Below are 18,007 nucleotides of genomic sequence, written 5' to 3' on the forward strand. Positions count from 1 at the left end.
CAATCCGAGTCCACTGGTCATCGGTCAGCAGAGCAGTACGCGACATTCCTCCAGCCTCCCAAACGAATCACGATTCGATTAGGAGACACGCCCTAGTCCGGGTGCGGGTGGTACAGCTCGCCGACGGGCACCTCGACGGGCACGATGTTGCCGGCCTGGGGAAGCGGGCAGGCCCACATCGGGTCGAAGGCGCAGGACGGGTTGTAGGCGAAGTTGAAGTCGAGGATGAGGGTGTCGTCGTCCATGCCCGGGCCGAGGTCGGCGCCCTTGACGGTGTCGAGCAGGTAGCGCCCGCCGCCGTAGGTCCCGCCGGGCTTGCCGGCCAGGGCGTCCTTGAGCGGCAGGAACAGGCCGCCCGCGTAGCTGGCGAGGCGCCACACGTCGAGCACTCCGATGTAGGGCAGCCGCACCGTGCCGACGAGGTCGAACGGGACCGTGCCGTCGGTTCCGGTTTCGACGACCATGCGCAGCGGCTCCTCGGTCCGGTGCACCTCGGCCTCGAATCGCCAGTCGGGGTCGTAGGCGGCGATGGGCAGTCCGGTGAACGCGGCGCGGTCATCCGGCAGCAACGGCGACGACGGATGCCCGGCGAAGAGCTCGTCGCGGCCGGAGCGCCAGAGCTCGTGGCCCGCGGCCGGGCTACGCGCGCTGAGCTGGCGCACCCCGGCGTACAGGCCGAAGACCCGCCGGCGCCAGTCGACGAGCTGCAGGGCTCCCAGTGAAGAACTCATCTCGTCAGGCTAGCGGGATGTCGGCGCCGAGGTCGTGCCGCCAGGTGGGGGCCAGCTGCTTGAGCCGCAGGGCCCGCCACTGCCAGAACGCCCAGAACGCGGGCCAGAGCGCAAGGGTCGCCGGACCGGCGCGGAAGATCAGCTGGTCGCGGTAGAGCGTCTTGCCGGTGCCGGCCGGGTCGGGGGCGATCGCCATCTGGTGGTCCCAGAGGGTGACGGCGGCCAGGGACCCGGAGACGCCCCGGCCGGTGTCGCGCAGGATGCGCACGCCGTCGGGCCGGGTCGTGGCCAGGGCCAGGCGGATGACCTGTTCGCCGAGCGGCACCAGGCCGAGCCCGCGGAGCGCGACGGGGTGCTCGCCCTGCTCCCAGACCGTGGGAAAGCCCGCGTCGTCCCGCGACTCCATGCTGACGAGGGGCGCACTGACTTCCCGGAAGACCGCGGGGCTTTGGATGGCGCGCCAGGCAGCATCCGGGGGGCAGTCGAGGATTTCTTTCAGCAGCACGCGCATGCCCCCAGTCTCTGTGCAAGCCGCATGGGATACAACTGGAGCGTGGCAATCCGATACTGGCTGGGCGTCGCGCAGCGCGAAAACGTGCGGCGCGGGGTCGCCATGGGCATCGCGCAGGTCAGCCACGGTGCCCGGCCCGCGCTGGAAAGCATGCGCGACTCGGACGGGATCGTCTACTACTCGCCGCGGACCGACTTCGAGGGCGATCCGCTCAAGTGCTTCACCGCGATCGGGTGGGTGGCCGACGACACGGTCTTCCAGCCCGCCGAGTCCCCGGCCGGCGGCTACCGGCCGTGGCGGCGCCGGGTGGACTACGACCAGGGCGCCGTTGAGGCACCCATCCGACCGCTGCTGCCGCTGCTCGACCTGACCCGGGGCAATCCGGACTGGGGATATCAGCTCAGGCGCGGCCTGCTCGAGATCTCCCGGCACGATTTCGAGGAGATCCGCCGGCAGATGCGGCGCCCCTCGGCCGACGACCGGTAGCGCCGCTTCATTCGCCGGCGCGGGCCGGCGGATGCGCCGGGCCGGGCTCGGCAGGATCGTTAGACTCGCGACTATGACTGGCGAACTGTGGTGGGTACCTTCGGTCATTGTCCTCGGTCTTGTCCTGGCCATCGTCGCGTTCATCGTCGTGGTGGCCCGGCGGCGGCGGCGGGGGCGTGAGCGGGTCGCTGACGCGGAGGCGGCCGACCTCGCCCGATCGGCATCGATCGGCCTCGTGCGCGCCGATGACCTGATCCAGGCGGCCACCGACGAGCTGGGATTCGCGATCGCGCAGTTCGGGGAGAACGCGACCCGGGACTTCGCCGCGGCGCTCGCCGTGTCCCGCCGCCAGCTGCGCGACGCCTTCGCCCTGCAGCAGAAACTCGACGACGCCCTGCCCGAAAGCGCTGCCGAACGGCGGCGCTGGAACGAGCAGATCATCGCGCTCACCGCGGAAGCCACGAACCGGCTCGACGAGCAGACCCGGGACTTCGACGCCAAGCGCGGCATCGAGCGGGATGCCCCGCAGCGGCTGGACCAGCTGCGCCGGCGCCTCGACCGGGTCGCCGACCGTCTCGGCAGCGGCGCGGCGAGCCTGGACCGCCTCGGCCACACCTACGCCCCAGCAGCCCTCGCCCCGATCGGCGGCAACGTGGCGAGGGCCAGGGGCGCCCTCAACCAGGCGCGGTCCGCGGCCGACGCCGTCGCCGCGCGGCTCGAGCACGGGGCGGCCGAGCCGGTGGGGGAACAGATGCGCGAGGCCGAGCACGGCCTGTTCCTCGCCACCCGACTGCTCGATGCGATCGAAACGGGCGAGGACGAGCTGCACATCGGCCACGCCGGCCTGGTCACCGCTCTCAACGCGGCCGACGCGGAACTCGCCGAGGCGCGCGCGCTCCGCGACCGGCACGAGGAGGCCGACACGAGCGCCGAGCTCAACCGGGTCATCGCCGAGGCCGACCGGGTGCTCGCGGAGCTCCGCGATCCGGCCAGGCCGAGCCATCCGTCGGCCGACCTTGCCCGGCTGCGGGAGGCGATGGACGGCCTCGACGTCATGCGCTCTGAGGCGCGTAACCGCCAGCTGCGCCTGGAGAACGCGCGCACGGCGCTCGGCGGCGCGCTGCTCGCGGCCCGCAGCCAGATCGCGCTCACCCGCGACTTCATCACCGGGAACCGCGGCCGGGTGGGAGCGGCCGCCCGCACCCGACTCGCCGAAGCCGAACGGCAGCTCGCGCTCGCCGAGGCCGAGGCCGACCCGGTCAGCGCCCTCGACACCGCCCGCCGGGCGATGACCCACGGGACGGACGCCGAGGCCCTCGCCCGCTACGACGCTCGCTGAGCGGATCCCCGTTCCCCTCTTCGTATCTTCGTATCTTCCCTTCTTCGTATTTTGCCTTCTTCGTATATCTTCGTATCCGCCCCGCTCGCCGCGCCTACTCGCCCAGCCACCGGTTCCGCGCACAACTCCTCCAGAAAATCGGCGCAGCGCGAGTCTGCCCCGGAAATACAAGGAGGTCGCGGCGGCCGCCGCCGATCTGGAGGAGTTGTGAACGCGCCGAAGCGGCGGGAGCGGGCGGGGCTAGCCTTGGGGGGTGATTGACGTGCAGCCGCAGCAGAAGTACCAGGTCCGGTTCGACTGGGGGCTGGCGGGGTTCCAGGCCCTCGCGGAGCAGGCGGACGTGGTCATCCTCGCCGACGCGCTGCCGACGACGGATGCCGCCAACGGCTACCCGACACCGCTCGCCGCGCACCAGGTGATCGCCGCGGGGCTGGGCAATCGCAGCGCCGTGGCCGAGTGGGTGCTCGCCCGCCAGACCGAGAAGGGCGACCGCTTTTCCGTCGCCGTCATCGCCGTGGGGGAGCGGCGCCCGGACGGCACACCGCGCGTCGCGGTCGAAGACCTCCTCGTCGCCGGCGCCGTGATCGACGCCCTCACCGGCCTCGGCATCGACCATTGCTCGCCAGAGGCGGCCGCAGCATCCGCGGCCTTCGTGGGCTTGAAGCGCGCGCTGCGGCACCTCACCAGCGCCTCCGAAACCGGCCAGGCGCTGGCCGCGGCCGGCCGGGACGCCGAGGTGGCGGCCGCCGGCCTGCTGGACGACTCCCGAACCGTTTTGGGACTCGGGGAATTTACCTTTCCGGCCTGACGTTTCGGCAGGGGAAGCCCACCTTACGAAGGAGCCCCATGCAGGCAGTCATCAACGGCACCGTCATCGCCGACGCACCCCTGGCCGACCTGATCAAGATCGAGGGGAACTGGTACTTCCCGCCGGCGAGCGTCAACGCCGACCTGCTCGTCGAAAGCCCCACCCCGTACACCTGCGGGTGGAAGGGCGACTGCCAGTACTTCAGCGTCAAGGACGGCGACACCCTGCTGCAGGACCGCGCCTTCAGCTACCCGACGCCCTACCCCGCGTCGTTCGACCGCGTCGGCCAGGACTACAGCAACTACGTCGCCTTCTGGAAAGAGGTCCAGGTCGTCGACTGAGGCGACTGAGGCGACTGGCACGCCTGAGGACGACTGGGCCGTCTGCGACGCCTGAGGGGCGACCGGGCGCGGCCGAGGCCCGGCCCCGGGCGGTCAGCTGGCTGCCGCCGCCGCCCGCCGTCTGGCCGCGGCGGTGATCTCGCGCCGGTCCCAGGTGATCAGGTGGGCGCGGTTGAACCCGCGGCCGCACAGCCCACAGGCCAGGGCGCGGGTCGGCTGCCGGTACCGGTAGTGCGTGTGCCCGGCCGGGCACGTGCCCACCCAGGGCGCGAGTTCGTCGGCGATCTCGCCGTCGTGCGTGCGCTTGCCGTCGTAGCCGAGGTCGAGGGCGACCTTCTTCCACCTCGGCCCGTGCGCGGCGCGGGGGCCGGCCAGCGCGTGCGCCACCTCGTGCAGCAGGATCTGGTGGATCTCGTCGTCGTCGTACCGGGCCGCGAGGTACCGGGAGACGGTGATGCGGCGGGCGGTGAAGTTGCACAGGCCCGCGCGCTTCTTGGCGTTGTCGAAGTCGAACACCCACGTGGCGTCGAGGTGCAGGGCGATGAGCGCGTTGGCCCACCGGCGTACCCGGTCGAGGTCTGCCATCAGGGCGCCACCTCCACCTGGTACAACCGGTCGTCGCCGGGAGCGGGGGTGCCCCGACCGTCCGTGTTGTTGCTCACAAACCACAGTGTGCCATCCGGACCCGGCACGACATCGCGCAGCCGCCCGTAACTGTGCACAAACCAGTCGCCGGCCTCCCCTGAGGAGGGATCGATGCGCCACAGGCGCTCGCCGCGCAGGCCGGCCATGAAGATGGTGTCGTCCACGATCGCGATCCCGCTCGGGCTGGCCTGGTCCGTCGACCACTGGACCAGGGGATTCACGAACACCTCGTGGTCGCTCTGCCCCTCGACGATCGGCCAGCCGTAGTTCGCACCGGCGGTGATCAGGTTGAGTTCGTCCCAGGTGCTCTGGCCGAACTCGCTCGCCCAGAGCCGCCCGCGGGAATCCCAGGCGATCCCCTGCGGATTGCGATGCCCGTAGGAGTAGACGTACGTGCCGAACGGGTTGCCCGCTGGCACCCGGCCGGTCGGCGTCATCCGCAGGATCTTGCCGCCGAGCGAGTCGAGGTCCTGCGCGTTCGCGCCGTTGCCGGCGTCCCCGGCCGTCGCGTAGAGCAGACCGTCCGGGCCGAACGCGATCCGGCCGCCGTTGTGATTCCCGGCCCTCGGGATGCCGTCGAGGACGGGCTCGGGCGCGCCCAGGGTGCGCTGTCCGGCGGGGCCGCCCAGCGGCATCCGCACGATGCGGTTGTCGACGTCGGCCGTGAAATAGGCATAGACCCAGCCGGTTCCGCCGGGGGCCGCGGTGTCCGGGAGGAACGCCAGGCCGAGCAGCCCGCCCTCGCCGCCCGGCCGCGCATCGGCGACGACGCCGGCCTGCCGCAGGCTGCCGTCGCCCCGCAGTTCCCGGATGAGCGTCGTGTCGCGTTCGCTGATCAGGGTGCCGCCGCCCGGAATGCGCAGGATCGACCACGGTGCGGCCAGGCCAGAGGCGATGACGACGGGGTCGCCCACCGGGTGCACCGGTCGAGGCACGGCTCCGGGCGACGGGCTCGCGGACGAGACCTCCCGGGCCGGCGTCGCCGTCGAGGCGGACGGGGCGGGCGCGCCCGCCGTGCAGCCGGACAGCGCGACGAGCACGCTTGCTGCCAGCGCAGCCCGTGTCACAGCCCCCGCCCGCATATTCACGTTCCACCTCATCGACGTCGCAGGCCAACCCCTGCTGGTCACAGCATGCCGCAGAACGGCGCGAGCGGCGAGGTGCGGCGCGTGCGGCGAGGTCCGCGATAGCCCGCGCAGCGCGGGGTCAGCGCGCCTGGTCCCGCTCGGCGATGAACGACTCGACCACGGCGACCGCGATGAGCGAGCTCTCGAGCTGGTCGGTCGGGGCGCCGGCCTTCTCGCGCAGGAAGACCGCGGCGGTGAAGTCGGTCAGCGCGTCCTCGAGGTTGCCCTGGTCGAAGTGCACCTTGCCGCGGTGCTGGCGGGCGAAGGCGGCAACGTGCGTCCAGTCGTGCGTTTCGGCATCCGCCACGCAGTGCGTCAGCTCGTAGGCGGCATCGTCGAGCTTGCCCTGCGCCTGCAGCACCTGGGCGCGACGGATGCGACAGGCGGTGAGTTGTTCCCGGGACCCGGTGAACCGGGCCTGGCGGGTGGCCTCGTTGGCGAGATCCCAGGCCTCGTCGAGGCGGCCGAGGAGGCGCAGCAGCGCGGCCTTCTCGTTCAGCGCGGACAGGCTGCGCAGCGCGCCGAGTTCGTCGAGGCGCTCCGCCGCGGCGCGGAGGTCGACCTTTTCGCGCAGGGTGACTGCGTCGTAACCGATGATGATGCTCAGGGTGTTGTCCTGTAGGCGAAGGCGGCGCGTGCCGCGTACGGGGGGTGGTCCTTCCAGAGTAACCCGGGCGCCGGGGCCTGCGCCCCGGCCCCGCCGCGCGCCTCAGTTGCCGATCTGGAAGACGGTCCGGCCGGGGAGCGGCGACGGCGTGGCCGTGGCATCCGTCGACACCGACGCGGCGGCCATGAACTGCTTCAGCTCGGCGCCCTGGATGACCTTCGCCGGGTGCGGCCCGCCGGCGAGCAGCCGCTGCACCCAGTCGAGGTCGATCGGCGTGTGCGCGGCCACGAACACGATGTTGCCGAAGCGGCGCCCCTTGAGCACCTGCGTCTCGGCCAGCCCGATCACGTGCGGGAACACGGCGGAGAGCGTCGCCGCCTGGCCGCGGGCGAAGGCCAGGCCGGGGCCGTCGGCCACGTTCACCGTGAGCACTCCGCGCGGGCTCAGCAGCGGCGCGGTCAGCTCGTAGAACTCGCGGCTGGTCACGTGGGCCGGCGTGCGCGCTCCGGAGAAGATGTCGACGACGACGAGGTCGACCGCCCCGCGGAGCCCCGCGGGCAGTTTGCCGAGCACCTCCCGGGCATCCCCGTGCCGCACCCGCAGCTGGGCGCGCTTGTCCCAGGGCAGCCAGGCGCGCACCAGGTCGATCAGGTCGCTCTCGAGTTCGACCACCTGCTGGCGGGAACCGGGCCGGGTCGCCTCGACGTACCGGGGGAGGGTCAGCGCGCCGCCGCCGAGGTGCACAGCGGTGATCGGCTCGCCGGGTTCGCCGAGCAGGTCGATCACGTGGCCGATGCGTTGCACGTATTCAAAGAAGAGCTCGTCGGGATGCTCGACGTTCACGTGCGACTGCGGGGTGCCGTCGACGATCAGCTGGAAGCTGCCCGGCGTGAAGCGGTCGGGTTCGATGACGGCCACGTGCCCGCTCAGCTTCAACGTGACCGACGGATGCTGCTGCTGCTCGCCCCTGCTCATCCCCCCATCTTCCCCTTTCTTTCCACCGCGAAACCGCAGTCGTGCACGTTATTCGGGGGTTTTAGCGCGCACAACTGCGGTTTCGCGGTGGAGGGAAGCGGGCTTATACCTGAGAATTTGCACAAGGTCAAGAATCCAGTGGACACGGCGATTCAAAAACAATATGATGGACCATTGCGCTCCCAGATTAACCTCTGCCTTCATATTGCGGTCGGCTTTGCGTGCTCAAGCCAACTTGCGGCACATCTTCCATGAGGTCTCAGAACCTCAGAGGGTCTGTGGAGTAAATCCCTTAATAACAGTAACTAGGCCTGACGGGGTCCACGGAGGTTATTTTCTTGGCTGCTGCGCGCAACGCAACCACCAACTCACCCAAGAACGGTCGCTCAGCAGAGCGTCTTTCGTTCGCAAAGATCAGCGACAACCTCACTGTTCCGGATCTGCTCGCTTTGCAGACCGAGAGCTTTGACTGGCTTGTCGGGAACGACATCTGGAAGGCGCGCCTCGCTGAGGCGCAGAAGGCCGGTCGTCAGGACCTGCCCAGCCGCACCGGACTCGACGAAATCTTCGAAGAGATCTCTCCCATCGAGGACCTCGGCGAAACGATGCAGTTGTCGTTCACCAACCCGGAGCTCGAGCCGGAGAAGTACACCATTGACGAGTGCAAGGAAAAGGGCAAGACCTACTCCGCACCGCTCTATGTGAACGCTGAGTTCATGAACCACCTCACCGGTGAGATCAAGACCCAGACCGTGTTCATGGGTGACTTCCCCCTCATGACGCCCAAGGGCACCTTCGTGATCAACGGCACCGAGCGTGTCGTCGTCTCACAGCTCGTGCGTTCGCCCGGCGTCTACTTCGACCGCCAGCAGGAGAAGACCTCCGACAAGGACATCTACTCCGCTCGCGTCATCCCTAGCCGTGGTGCCTGGCTCGAATTCGAGATCGACAAGCGCGACCAGGTCGGCGTCCGCATCGACCGCAAGCGCAAGCAGTCCGTCACCGTCTTCCTCAAGGCGCTCGGACTGACCAGCGAGGAAATCCTCGAGGAGTTCAAGGGCTTCGCGTCCATCGAGCTCACCCTCGAGAAGGACAACATCCTCACCAAGGAAGAAGCCCTCAAGGACATCTACCGCAAGCTCCGCCCGGGCGAGCAGGTTGCCGCCGAGGCCGCACGCGCGCTCCTGGACAACTTCTTCTTCAACTCCAAGCGCTACGACCTGGCCAAGGTTGGTCGTTACAAGATCAACCGCAAGCTCGGCCTCGAGGCCCCGCTGAGCGACTCCGTACTGACCCTCCAGGACATCCTGGCCACGATCAAGTACCTCGTCGCGCTGCACGACAACCAGACGACGATCGTCGGCACCCGCGAGGGCAAGAAGACCGACATCCGGATCGACATCGACGACATCGACCACTTCGGTAACCGTCGTATCCGCGCCGTCGGCGAGCTGATCCAGAACCAGGTCCGCACCGGCCTGTCCCGCATGGAGCGCGTCGTTCGCGAGCGCATGACCACGCAGGACATCGAAGCGATCACCCCGCAGACCCTGATCAACGTGCGCCCCGTCGTCGCCGCGATCAAGGAGTTCTTCGGTACCTCGCAGCTCTCGCAGTTCATGGACCAGAACAACCCGCTCGCCGGACTGACGCACAAGCGTCGCCTGTCCGCGCTGGGCCCGGGTGGTCTGTCCCGTGACCGTGCCGGCGTCGAGGTGCGAGACGTTCACCCCTCGCACTACGGCCGCATGTGCCCGATCGAGACCCCGGAAGGCCCGAACATCGGCCTGATCGGTTCGCTCGCCTCGTTCGCGCGGATCAACGCCTTCGGTTTCATCGAGACCCCGTACCGTCGCGTTGTCAACGGCAACGTCACCACGGACATCGACTACCTGACCGCGTCCGAGGAAGACGAGTACATCGTCGCCCAGGCAAACGCGCCGCTCACCAAGGACTCGCACTTCGCCGAGACCCGCGTGCTGGCCCGTAAGAAGGGTGGAGAGGTCGACCTCTTCCCCGCGGACGAAATCGGCTACATGGATGTCTCGCCGCGCCAGATGGTGTCGGTCGCGACCTCGCTCATCCCGTTCCTCGAGCACGACGATGCCAACCGCGCGCTCATGGGCGCCAACATGCAGCGCCAGGCCGTGCCGCTTCTGCTCAGCGACAGCCCGCTCGTCGGAACCGGTATGGAGGTCTTCGCGGCCATCGACGCCGGTGACGTGCTCACCGCCGACAAGGCCGGTGTGGTCATGGAGGTTTCGGCCGACGTCGTCACCATCCAGCTGGACGAGGGCGGAACGCAGGACTACTACCTGCGCAAGTTCGCCCGCTCCAACCAGGGAACGAGCTACAACCACCGCGTCATCGTCAATGCGGGCGACCGCATTGAGGTCGGCGAGGTCATCGCCGATGGCCCGGCCACCGACAACGGAGAGCTCGCCCTCGGGAAGAACCTCCTCGTGGCATTCATGCCGTGGGAGGGTCACAACTTCGAGGACGCGATCATCCTGAGCCAGAACCTGGTGAAGGATGACACCCTCTCCTCGATTCACATCGAGGAGTACGAGGTCGACGCCCGCGACACCAAGCTGGGCAAGGAAGAGATCACCCGCGACCTGCCCAACGTGTCGCCTGACCTCCTCGCCGACCTCGACGAGCGTGGCATCATCCGGATCGGCGCAGAGGTTCGCCCCGGCGACATCCTCGTGGGCAAGGTCACGCCGAAGGGCGAGACCGAGCTTTCCGCCGAGGAGCGCCTGCTGCGCGCCATCTTCAACGAGAAGAGCCGCGAAGTTCGCGACACGAGCCTGAAGGTTCCCCACGGTGAGCGCGGCACGATCATCGGCGTCAAGGTGTTCGACTCGCAGGATGGCGACGACGAGCTCGGCTCGGGCGTCAACCAGCGCGTTGCCGTCTTCATCGCCCAGAAGCGCAAGATCACCGAGGGTGACAAGCTCGCAGGCCGTCACGGCAACAAGGGTGTCATCTCCAAGATCCTGCCCGTCGAGGACATGCCGTTCCTCGCCGACGGAACCCCGGTTGACATCATCCTCAACCCGCTGGGTATCCCCGGTCGGATGAACTTCGGTCAGGTGCTCGAGACCCACCTCGGCTGGATCGCCAAGCAGGGCTGGAACGTCGAGGGCAAGCCCAAGTGGGCCGCCAAGCTCCCCGAGAAAGCGCACAGCGCCGCCCCGGGCACCAAGGTTGCGACCCCGGTGTTCGACGGCGCGCTCGAGGCCGAGATCGAGGGTCTGCTGGACTCGACGACCAAGACCCGCGATGGCGACCGCCTGATCGACTCCACCGGAAAGACCATGCTGTTCGATGGCCGCTCCGGCGAGCCGTTCCCGCGGCCGATCTCCGTTGGCTACATGTACATCCTGAAGCTCCACCACCTGGTTGACGACAAGATTCACGCACGTTCGACCGGCCCGTACTCCATGATCACGCAGCAGCCGCTGGGTGGTAAGGCACAGTTCGGTGGACAGCGTTTCGGTGAGATGGAGGTGTGGGCGCTCGAAGCATACGGAGCCGCTTACGCCCTGCAGGAACTCCTGACCATCAAGTCGGACGACATCCTCGGCCGCGTCAAGGTGTACGAAGCGATCGTCAAGGGCGAGAACATCCAGGAGCCCGGTATCCCCGAGAGCTTCAAGGTTCTGATCAAGGAAATGCAGTCGCTGTGCCTGAACGTCGAGGTGCTCTCGGCCGACGGAACCGCAGTCAGCCTGCGCGACACGGATGACGAGGTCTTCCGCGCTGCGGAGGAACTGGGCATCAACATTTCCACCCGGTTTGAGTCGTCGTCCATCGACGACATCTAAACCAGGCCACTGACGAAAACTTCGAAAAACTTTCCAAGGAGAGAAATTGCTCGACGTAACAACATTTGACGAGCTTCGCATTGGCCTGGCCACCGCTGACGACATCCGTCGTTGGTCGCACGGTGAGGTCAAGAAGCCCGAAACCATCAACTACCGCACGCTCAAGCCGGAAAAGGATGGGCTGTTCGGCGAACAGATCTTCGGCCCGTCCCGCGACTGGGAGTGCTCCTGCGGCAAGTACAAGCGAGTGCGCTTCAAAGGCATCGTTTGTGAGCGCTGTGGCGTAGAGGTCACGAAGTCGTCGGTGCGCCGCGAGCGCATGGGCCACATCGAGCTCGCCGCCCCGGTCACCCACATCTGGTACTTCAAGGGCGTTCCCTCGCGCCTCGGCTACCTGCTGGACATGGCCCCGAAGGACCTCGAAAAGGTCATCTACTTCGCGGCGTACATGGTCATCACGGTTGACGAAGACGGTCGCCACCAGGACATGCCTGGCCTGGAGAACGAACTGCGCCTCGAGATCAAGACCATCGAAGGTCAGCGCGACTCCCGGATCGCCGACCGCCTGCAGCGCCTCGAAACCGACCTCGCAGCACTGGAGGCCGAAGGCGCCAAGAGCGACCAGAAGAAGCGTGCCAAGGACTCGGCCGAGAAGGAGATGAGCCAGGTCCGCAAGTCCCTCGACGAGCAGATCGCTCACCTCGAGCGAGTGTGGGAAGACTTCCGCACCCTCAAGGTCGGCGACCTCAAGCCCGAGGACTCCGTCTTCCACGAGCTGCAGGACCGCTTCGGCATGTACTTCGAGGCCTACATGGGCGCCGAAGCCATCAAGAAGCGCCTGCTGGCCTTCGACCTGGTCACCGAAAGCGAGAACCTGCACCTGCAGATCGCCGAGGGCAAGGGCCAGAAGAAGATCCGTGCGATCAAGCGCCTCCGCGTGGTCAACGCCTTCATCATGACCGGCAACTCGCCGGCCGCGATGGTGCTCGACGTCGTGCCGGTCATCCCGCCGGAACTGCGCCCGATGGTGCAGCTCGACGGTGGCCGCTTCGCGACCTCCGACCTCAACGACCTCTACCGTCGTGTGATCAACCGCAACAACCGCCTGCGTCGTCTGCTTGACCTCGGTGCCCCCGAGATCATCGTGAACAACGAGAAGCGGATGCTGCAGGAAGCCGTTGACGCGCTGTTCGACAACGGTCGTCGTGGTCGCCCCGTCACGGGCACAGGCAACCGCGCCCTCAAGTCCCTGAGCGACATGCTCAAGGGCAAGCAGGGTCGTTTCCGCCAGAACCTGCTCGGCAAGCGCGTCGACTACTCCGGCCGTTCGGTCATCGTCGTCGGCCCGCAGCTCAAGCTGCACCAGTGTGGTCTGCCCAAGCAGATGGCCCTGGAGCTGTTCAAGCCGTTCGTGATCAAGCGCCTGATCGACCTGAGCCACGCTCAGAACATCAAGGCCGCCAAGCGCATGGTTGAGCGCAGCCGCCCGCAGGTTTGGGACGTGCTCGAGGAGATCATCCGCGAGCGCCCCGTGCTGCTGAACCGCGCACCGACGCTTCACCGCCTGGGCATCCAGGCGTTCGAGCCTCAGCTCGTTGAGGGTAAGGCCATCCAGCTGCACCCCCTCGTCTGTGCCGCGTTCAACGCCGACTTCGACGGTGACCAGATGGCAGTCCACCTGCCGCTGTCGATGGAAGCCCAGGCCGAAGCGCGCATCCTGATGCTCGCCTCGAACAACATCCTGAAGCCGTCCGACGGCCGCCCGGTGACTCTGCCCACCCAGGACATGATCATCGGTCTGCACCACCTGACCACGCTCAAGGAAGGCGTCGAAGGCGAAGGCCGTGCGTTCTCCTCCACGTCAGAGGCGATCCTCGCCTTCGACCAGAAGTCGCTCGACCTCAACGCCAAGGTGCGCATCCGCCTGACCGACAAGTACTTCACCGAGGGCACGCAGCCCGACGGCGTCGAACTCGTGGGCGGCCAGGCCGTGGGAACGGTCCTCGTGACCACCACGCTCGGACGCGCGATCTTCAACGAGGCCATGCCGGTCGACTACCCGTACTTCGAGAAGGTGGCCGACAAGGGCACGCTCTCCGCGATCGTCAACGACCTCGCCGAGCGCTACCCGAAGGTGGAAGTTGCCGCGACGCTTGACCGCGTCAAGGACGCCGGTTTCTACTGGGCCACCCGCTCAGGCGTGACCGTCGCCCTGAGCGACATCCTGACCCCGCCGAACAAGCCGCAGATCGTTGCCGGCTACGAGAAGCAGGCCGCCAAGGTCCAGTCGCAGTTCGAGAAGGGTCTCACGACCGACCTCGAGCGTCGCCAGGAGCTCATCCAGATCTGGACCCGCGCAACGGAAGACGTTGCCAAGGCCATGCAGGAGAACTTCCCGGAAGACAACACGATCAACCGTATGGTGACATCCGGTGCTCGTGGTAACTGGCTGCAGGTGCGCAACATCGCCGGCATGCGAGGCCTGGTGAACAACCCGAAGGGTGAGATCATCCCTCGCCCGATCATCTCGAGCTACCGCGAAGGCCTGTCCGTCGCCGAGTACTTCATTGCTACTCACGGTGCTCGTAAGGGTCTGGCCGACACGGCTCTCCGTACCGCCGACTCGGGGTACCTCACCCGTCGTCTCGTGGACGTCTCGCAGGATGTCATCATCCGCGAAGACGACTGTGGAACGACCAAGGGCCTCGAGTTGCCGATCGCGACCGTCGATTCGACCGGGGCACTGGTTCGCCACCCCAACGTCGAGAACGCGGTTTACGCTCGCAGCCTGGCCGCTCCGGCGGTCAACGGCAAGGGCGAGGTTGTCGCGGATGCCGGCGCCGACGTGGGCGACGTGCTCATCGGCAAGCTGGTCGCCGCGGGCGTCGAGAACATCAAGGTGCGTTCGGTGCTCACGTGTGAGTCGGCCGTCGGTGTGTGTGCTGTCTGCTACGGCCGCTCGCTTGCCACGGGTCTGCTCGTCGACATCGGTGAGGCCGTCGGTATCATCGCCGCGCAGTCCATCGGTGAGCCGGGTACCCAGCTCACGATGCGTACGTTCCACACCGGTGGTTCGGCATCCGCCGACGACATCACCCAGGGTCTGCCGCGCGTGCAGGAACTGTTTGAGGCGCGTACCCCCAAGGGTGCATCGCCGATCGTCGACACCGCCGGTCGCATCACGATCGAGGACACGGACCGCAGCCGCAAGGTGATCCTGACCCCCGACAACGGCGACGAAGCGATTGCCTACCCGGTGCTCAAGCGTTCGACCCTCCTCGTCGAGGATGGCCAGCACGTCGAGCTCGGCACGCAGATCATCATCGGCGCCGTCGACCCGAAGGAAGTTCTTCGAGTCAAGGGTGTCCGCGAGGTGCAGAAGCACATCGTCGGTGGCGTGCAGGATGTCTACCGTTCGCAGGGCGTGCCGATCCACGACAAGCACATTGAGGTCATCGTTCGCCAGATGCTCCGCAAGGTGACCGTCGTCGACCACGGCGACACCGGCCTGCTGCCGGGCGAGCTCGTTGACCGGTTGAAGTACAACGAGCTCAACCGCACCGCGCTCACCGAGGGCAAGAAGACGGCCTCGGCTCGTCAGGAAGTCATGGGTATCACCAAGGCTTCGCTGGCTACCGAGTCGTGGCTGTCGGCCGCTTCCTTCCAGGAGACCACCCGGGTTCTGACCCAGGCGGCCATGGAAGGCAAGAGCGACCCGCTGATGGGCCTCAAGGAGAACGTGATCATCGGTAAGTTGATCCCGGCCGGCACCGGTCTTCCCCGCTACCGCGACGTCACCGTCGAGGCAACGGATGAAGCCAAGGCTGAGCGTTACCCGAACCGCATCTTCACCGATGATGCGTCGTTCAGCGAGGGTGACCTGAGCTTCGTCGACTTCGACAGCTTCTCGTCGGACGACGCGACGCCCGGTACGTACAACTAATACCGAGCCCGCTCCTCGGATGGCCCCCTGCTTCGGCAGGGGGCCATCCGCCGTTAACGGGGACCGATAAGGTAGAGCCAATCTCAAAGGGGAATCCGTTGGCCGCTGCACGACCTCGACCCGCGCCGACGTTCCCGGGCGCAGGACGCCCGGCCGCGGCGCCCCGGCCGTGGGTTTTCGTGGTGCTCGCCATCGCCGGGCTCGCGGTCGCCGCCCTGGTCGTCCTGGCCCTCATGCCCCGGGGGAACAGCCCGGCTGGCCCGGCCGGCCCTAACGCCCCCGCCGCGCGCCCTGTGCCCAGCTCGCCCGCGACCGCGTTGCCGATCACGCCGACACCCACGCCGGTTCCCGACGACGGGACTCCGCGGCCCGCCGGCTGCGACGAGCTCTACAGCCCGTCGATGGTGGAAGCCATGGGCGACCTCGTGCTCAACCCAGCCTGGAGCGCGGCGCCGGGCACCGAGGTGCTCTATGGCACCGACGACGCGCAGCTCCGCGGGATCATCGACACGGCCGAGCACCTGAACTGCATCTGGGGCACTGCGGAGGGCGGCTCGGACACCGGCCTCGTCACCGACCTCGTCTGGGTCACGCCGGAGCAGAGCGCGACGGTCAAGGCCCGGCTCGATGAGGCCGGCCTCCGCTGCTATGAGGAGCTCGAAGGCCTGCGCTGCATTGCGCAGGAGACCGCCGAGGCCGGAACGTTCGGCGAATCGCACTTCCTGCGCGACGGCATCTGGCTGGCGACGAAATACACGAACGCCGGCCCGGACGGCTACACGCACGACATCATCGGCAACGTCTGGAAGGACGCGTAGCTCCGCGAACCAGCCGGCACCGATAGTCACCCCCAGATTGCGGGACTGTCAAGCGTGTCGGAGCGCCGGTACCGTTAGCCTTGACCTAGATCCACACCCCGGGCGTCGACTGACCTGCACCGCCCGACGGTTTCGCCGCAGCGTCCAGCCCGGGGGGAGGATCACGTGGCAACCCTGACCGAAATCCTCATCCTGCACGGCCTGCTTCCCATCGAGGTCCTCGACACCCTGATGGCCGGCGACCCGGCTGACGAGAGCGCCGTGCGCGCCCTGGTCAAGAGCGGCGTGATCAGCGAAATCCAGTTCGCCAAGGCCGTCGCTGCCCAGGCCAACCTGCCGTTCGTCGAGCTGATCGACTACCCGGTCGACCGCCTCGCCGTCTCGCTCGTGCCCGCGGCCGTGTGCCGCCGCCACAACGTGCTCCCGCTCCGGATCGACGGCGGCCACCTCGTGCTCGCCATGGTCGACCCCGGCAACGTTTTCGCCATCGACGACGTCCGCGAAGCGGCCCGGATGCGCGTGGTCCCGGTCGTGGCCGAACGCTCCGACCTGCTCGGCGCACTCGCCCGCTACCACCGCGCCGACGACGAACTCAGCGACCTCACCTCCACGCTGGAGGAGGAGAGCGCGGCGCTGGACAGCTCCTCGTTCGGGCTCGCCGACTCCGCCGAGGACGACGCGCCGATCGTGCGGTTCGTCAACCTGCTGGTCAGCCAGGCCATCCAGGACCTGGCCTCGGACATCCACATCGAGCCGGCCGAGCACAACCTGCGCGTGCGCTACCGCATCGACGGCGTGCTGCACGAGATGCAGACCGCACCCAAGAGCATCCAGAACGGCGTGATCTCGCGGCTCAAGATCATGAGCGACATCGACATCGCCGAGCGGCGCAAACCGCAGGACGGCCGCATGTCGGTCAGCCACGGCGGCCGCAAGATCGACCTGCGCGTGGCGACCCTACCCACCGTGTGGGGCGAGAAGATCGTCATGCGCATCCTGGACAACTCGAACACGAGCATGAGCCTGAAAGACCTCAACCTGCTCGACTACAACTACGAGGCCTTCAAGACGGCGTACTCCAAGCCGTACGGGATGATCCTGGTGACCGGGCCCACGGGTTCGGGCAAGTCGACGACGCTCTACACGACCCTGAATTCGGTCGCCCGGCCGGAGATCAACGTGATCACCGTCGAGGACCCGGTCGAGTACCGGATGGCCGGCATCAACCAGGTGCAGGTGAACGTCAAGGCCGGCCTGACCTTCGCCAGCGCGCTGCGCTCGATCCTCCGCTCCGACCCCGACGTGGTGCTGCTGGGCGAGATCCGCGACCACGAGACCGCGCAGATCGCCATCGAGGCCGCCCTCACCGGCCACCTCGTGCTCTCCACGCTGCACACCAACAACGCGCCGAGCGCGATCACCCGCCTCACCGAGATGGGCATCGAACCCTTCCTGGTGGGCTCCGCCCTCGACTGCGTGGTGGCCCAGCGCCTCGCCCGCCGCCTCTGCGCACGATGCAAGGCGCCCGGCGCGCACGACGCCGACGAGCTGCAGAGCCTCGGCATCTTCTTCGATCCGTCTCTTCCGCCGCCGCCGATCTACCAGCCGGTCGGATGCGCGAGCTGTTCCAACACCGGCTACCGAGGGCGCGTCGCCGTGCACGAGGTCATGACGGTCTCCGAAGAGATCGAACGGCTCACCGTTGCCCGCGCGTCCAGCGCGGACATCTCCCGGGCCGCCAGGGAGCAGGGAATGCTCACCCTGCGTGAAGACGGCTGGGCGAAGGTCCGGCTTGGTTTGACGTCCATTGAGGAAATTCTGCGAGTGGTCGCATAGTGCAAAAGGG

At 67.7% G+C, this 18,007-nt stretch carries 15 protein-coding genes; 9 read left to right on the top strand and 6 right to left on the bottom strand.

Translation table 11 applies throughout. From position 1 onward, the window contains the following. Nucleotides 1-92 precede the first annotated feature (92 nt). Both E3O23_RS13170 and E3O23_RS13175 read right to left on the bottom strand, forming a co-directional pair. On the bottom strand, nt 93-731 hold the full coding sequence (locus E3O23_RS13170; RefSeq protein WP_134491716.1) for a DUF1684 domain-containing protein: 639 nt from the start codon (nt 729-731) through the stop codon (nt 93-95). Between the two features lie 4 nt (nt 732-735). After that, entirely contained in the window at nt 736-1,242 is a 507-nt protein-coding gene (locus tag E3O23_RS13175) for a hypothetical protein (RefSeq protein ID WP_134491718.1), read from the bottom strand. 42 nt (nt 1,243-1,284) lie between these two features. Here E3O23_RS13175 and E3O23_RS13180 point away from each other — a divergent pair, with 42 nt between their 5' ends. From E3O23_RS13180 to E3O23_RS13195, 4 genes are all read left to right on the top strand, one after another. Next, nucleotides 1,285-1,728 carry an EVE domain-containing protein gene (locus tag E3O23_RS13180; protein ID WP_241983476.1) on the top strand — a complete coding sequence of 148 codons (444 nt, stop codon included), beginning with the start codon at nt 1,285-1,287 and terminating at the stop codon, nt 1,726-1,728. A gap of 73 nt (nt 1,729-1,801) precedes the next feature. Next, the gene (locus E3O23_RS13185; protein WP_134491721.1) at nt 1,802-3,067 is read left to right on the top strand and encodes a coiled-coil domain-containing protein; all 1,266 of its coding nucleotides are present in this window, start codon (nt 1,802-1,804) and stop codon (nt 3,065-3,067) included. A 253-nt stretch (nt 3,068-3,320) separates the two neighbouring features. Next, nucleotides 3,321-3,875 carry a 2-phosphosulfolactate phosphatase gene (locus tag E3O23_RS13190; RefSeq protein ID WP_134491723.1) on the top strand — a complete coding sequence of 185 codons (555 nt, stop codon included), beginning with the start codon at nt 3,321-3,323 and terminating at the stop codon, nt 3,873-3,875. 38 nt (nt 3,876-3,913) lie between these two features. Then, complete coding sequence (locus E3O23_RS13195) at nt 3,914-4,216, top strand: DUF427 domain-containing protein (RefSeq protein WP_134491725.1); 303 nt, start codon at nt 3,914-3,916, stop codon at nt 4,214-4,216. Nucleotides 4,217-4,309: 93 nt separating this feature from the next. Here E3O23_RS13195 and E3O23_RS13200 read toward each other — a convergent pair whose 3' ends face one another. From E3O23_RS13200 to E3O23_RS18555, 3 genes are all read right to left on the bottom strand, one after another. Then, nucleotides 4,310-4,801 carry a SprT-like domain-containing protein gene (locus tag E3O23_RS13200; RefSeq protein WP_134491727.1) on the bottom strand — a complete coding sequence of 164 codons (492 nt, stop codon included), beginning with the start codon at nt 4,799-4,801 and terminating at the stop codon, nt 4,310-4,312. After that, a complete protein-coding gene (locus E3O23_RS13205) occupies nt 4,801-5,928 on the bottom strand; it encodes a PQQ-dependent sugar dehydrogenase (protein WP_241983477.1) in 1,128 nt (375 codons plus the stop codon). The genes E3O23_RS13200 and E3O23_RS13205 overlap by 1 nt, the downstream gene beginning before the upstream one ends. Nucleotides 5,929-6,067: 139 nt before the next feature. Further along, a complete protein-coding gene (locus E3O23_RS18555; RefSeq protein WP_241983478.1) occupies nt 6,068-6,295 on the bottom strand; it encodes a hypothetical protein in 228 nt (75 codons plus the stop codon). Nucleotides 6,296-6,298: 3 nt separating this feature from the next. Here E3O23_RS18555 and E3O23_RS18560 point away from each other — a divergent pair, with 3 nt between their 5' ends. After that, nucleotides 6,299-6,610 (top strand): hypothetical protein, encoded by a 312-nt coding sequence (locus tag E3O23_RS18560; protein ID WP_241983479.1) that lies wholly within the window; start codon nt 6,299-6,301, stop codon nt 6,608-6,610. Nucleotides 6,611-6,697: 87 nt separating this feature from the next. On the opposite strand, the gene E3O23_RS13215 is transcribed toward E3O23_RS18560, so the two are convergent. Further along, nucleotides 6,698-7,570 carry a spermidine synthase gene (locus E3O23_RS13215; RefSeq protein WP_134491730.1) on the bottom strand — a complete coding sequence of 291 codons (873 nt, stop codon included), beginning with the start codon at nt 7,568-7,570 and terminating at the stop codon, nt 6,698-6,700. A gap of 338 nt (nt 7,571-7,908) precedes the next feature. Here E3O23_RS13215 and rpoB point away from each other — a divergent pair, with 338 nt between their 5' ends. The 4 genes from rpoB (at nt 7,909) to E3O23_RS13235 (ending at nt 17,997) form a co-directional block, all read left to right on the top strand. Further along, nucleotides 7,909-11,400 (top strand): DNA-directed RNA polymerase subunit beta, encoded by a 3,492-nt coding sequence (gene rpoB / locus E3O23_RS13220; protein ID WP_134491732.1) that lies wholly within the window; start codon nt 7,909-7,911, stop codon nt 11,398-11,400. 46 nt (nt 11,401-11,446) lie between these two features. Beyond that, nucleotides 11,447-15,343, top strand: a complete 3,897-nt coding sequence (locus E3O23_RS13225) for a DNA-directed RNA polymerase subunit beta' (protein WP_134491734.1) — start codon at nt 11,447-11,449, stop codon at nt 15,341-15,343. A gap of 98 nt (nt 15,344-15,441) precedes the next feature. Continuing rightward, on the top strand, nt 15,442-16,161 hold the full coding sequence (locus E3O23_RS13230) for a hypothetical protein (protein ID WP_134491736.1): 720 nt from the start codon (nt 15,442-15,444) through the stop codon (nt 16,159-16,161). 165 nt (nt 16,162-16,326) lie between these two features. Further along, on the top strand, nt 16,327-17,997 hold the full coding sequence (locus E3O23_RS13235; protein WP_134491738.1) for a GspE/PulE family protein: 1,671 nt from the start codon (nt 16,327-16,329) through the stop codon (nt 17,995-17,997). The last annotated feature ends 10 nt before the right edge of the window (nt 17,998-18,007 follow it).

The organism is Cryobacterium tagatosivorans (genome assembly GCF_004402215.1).
GTDB classification, from domain to species: Bacteria; Actinomycetota; Actinomycetes; order Actinomycetales; family Microbacteriaceae; genus Cryobacterium; species Cryobacterium tagatosivorans.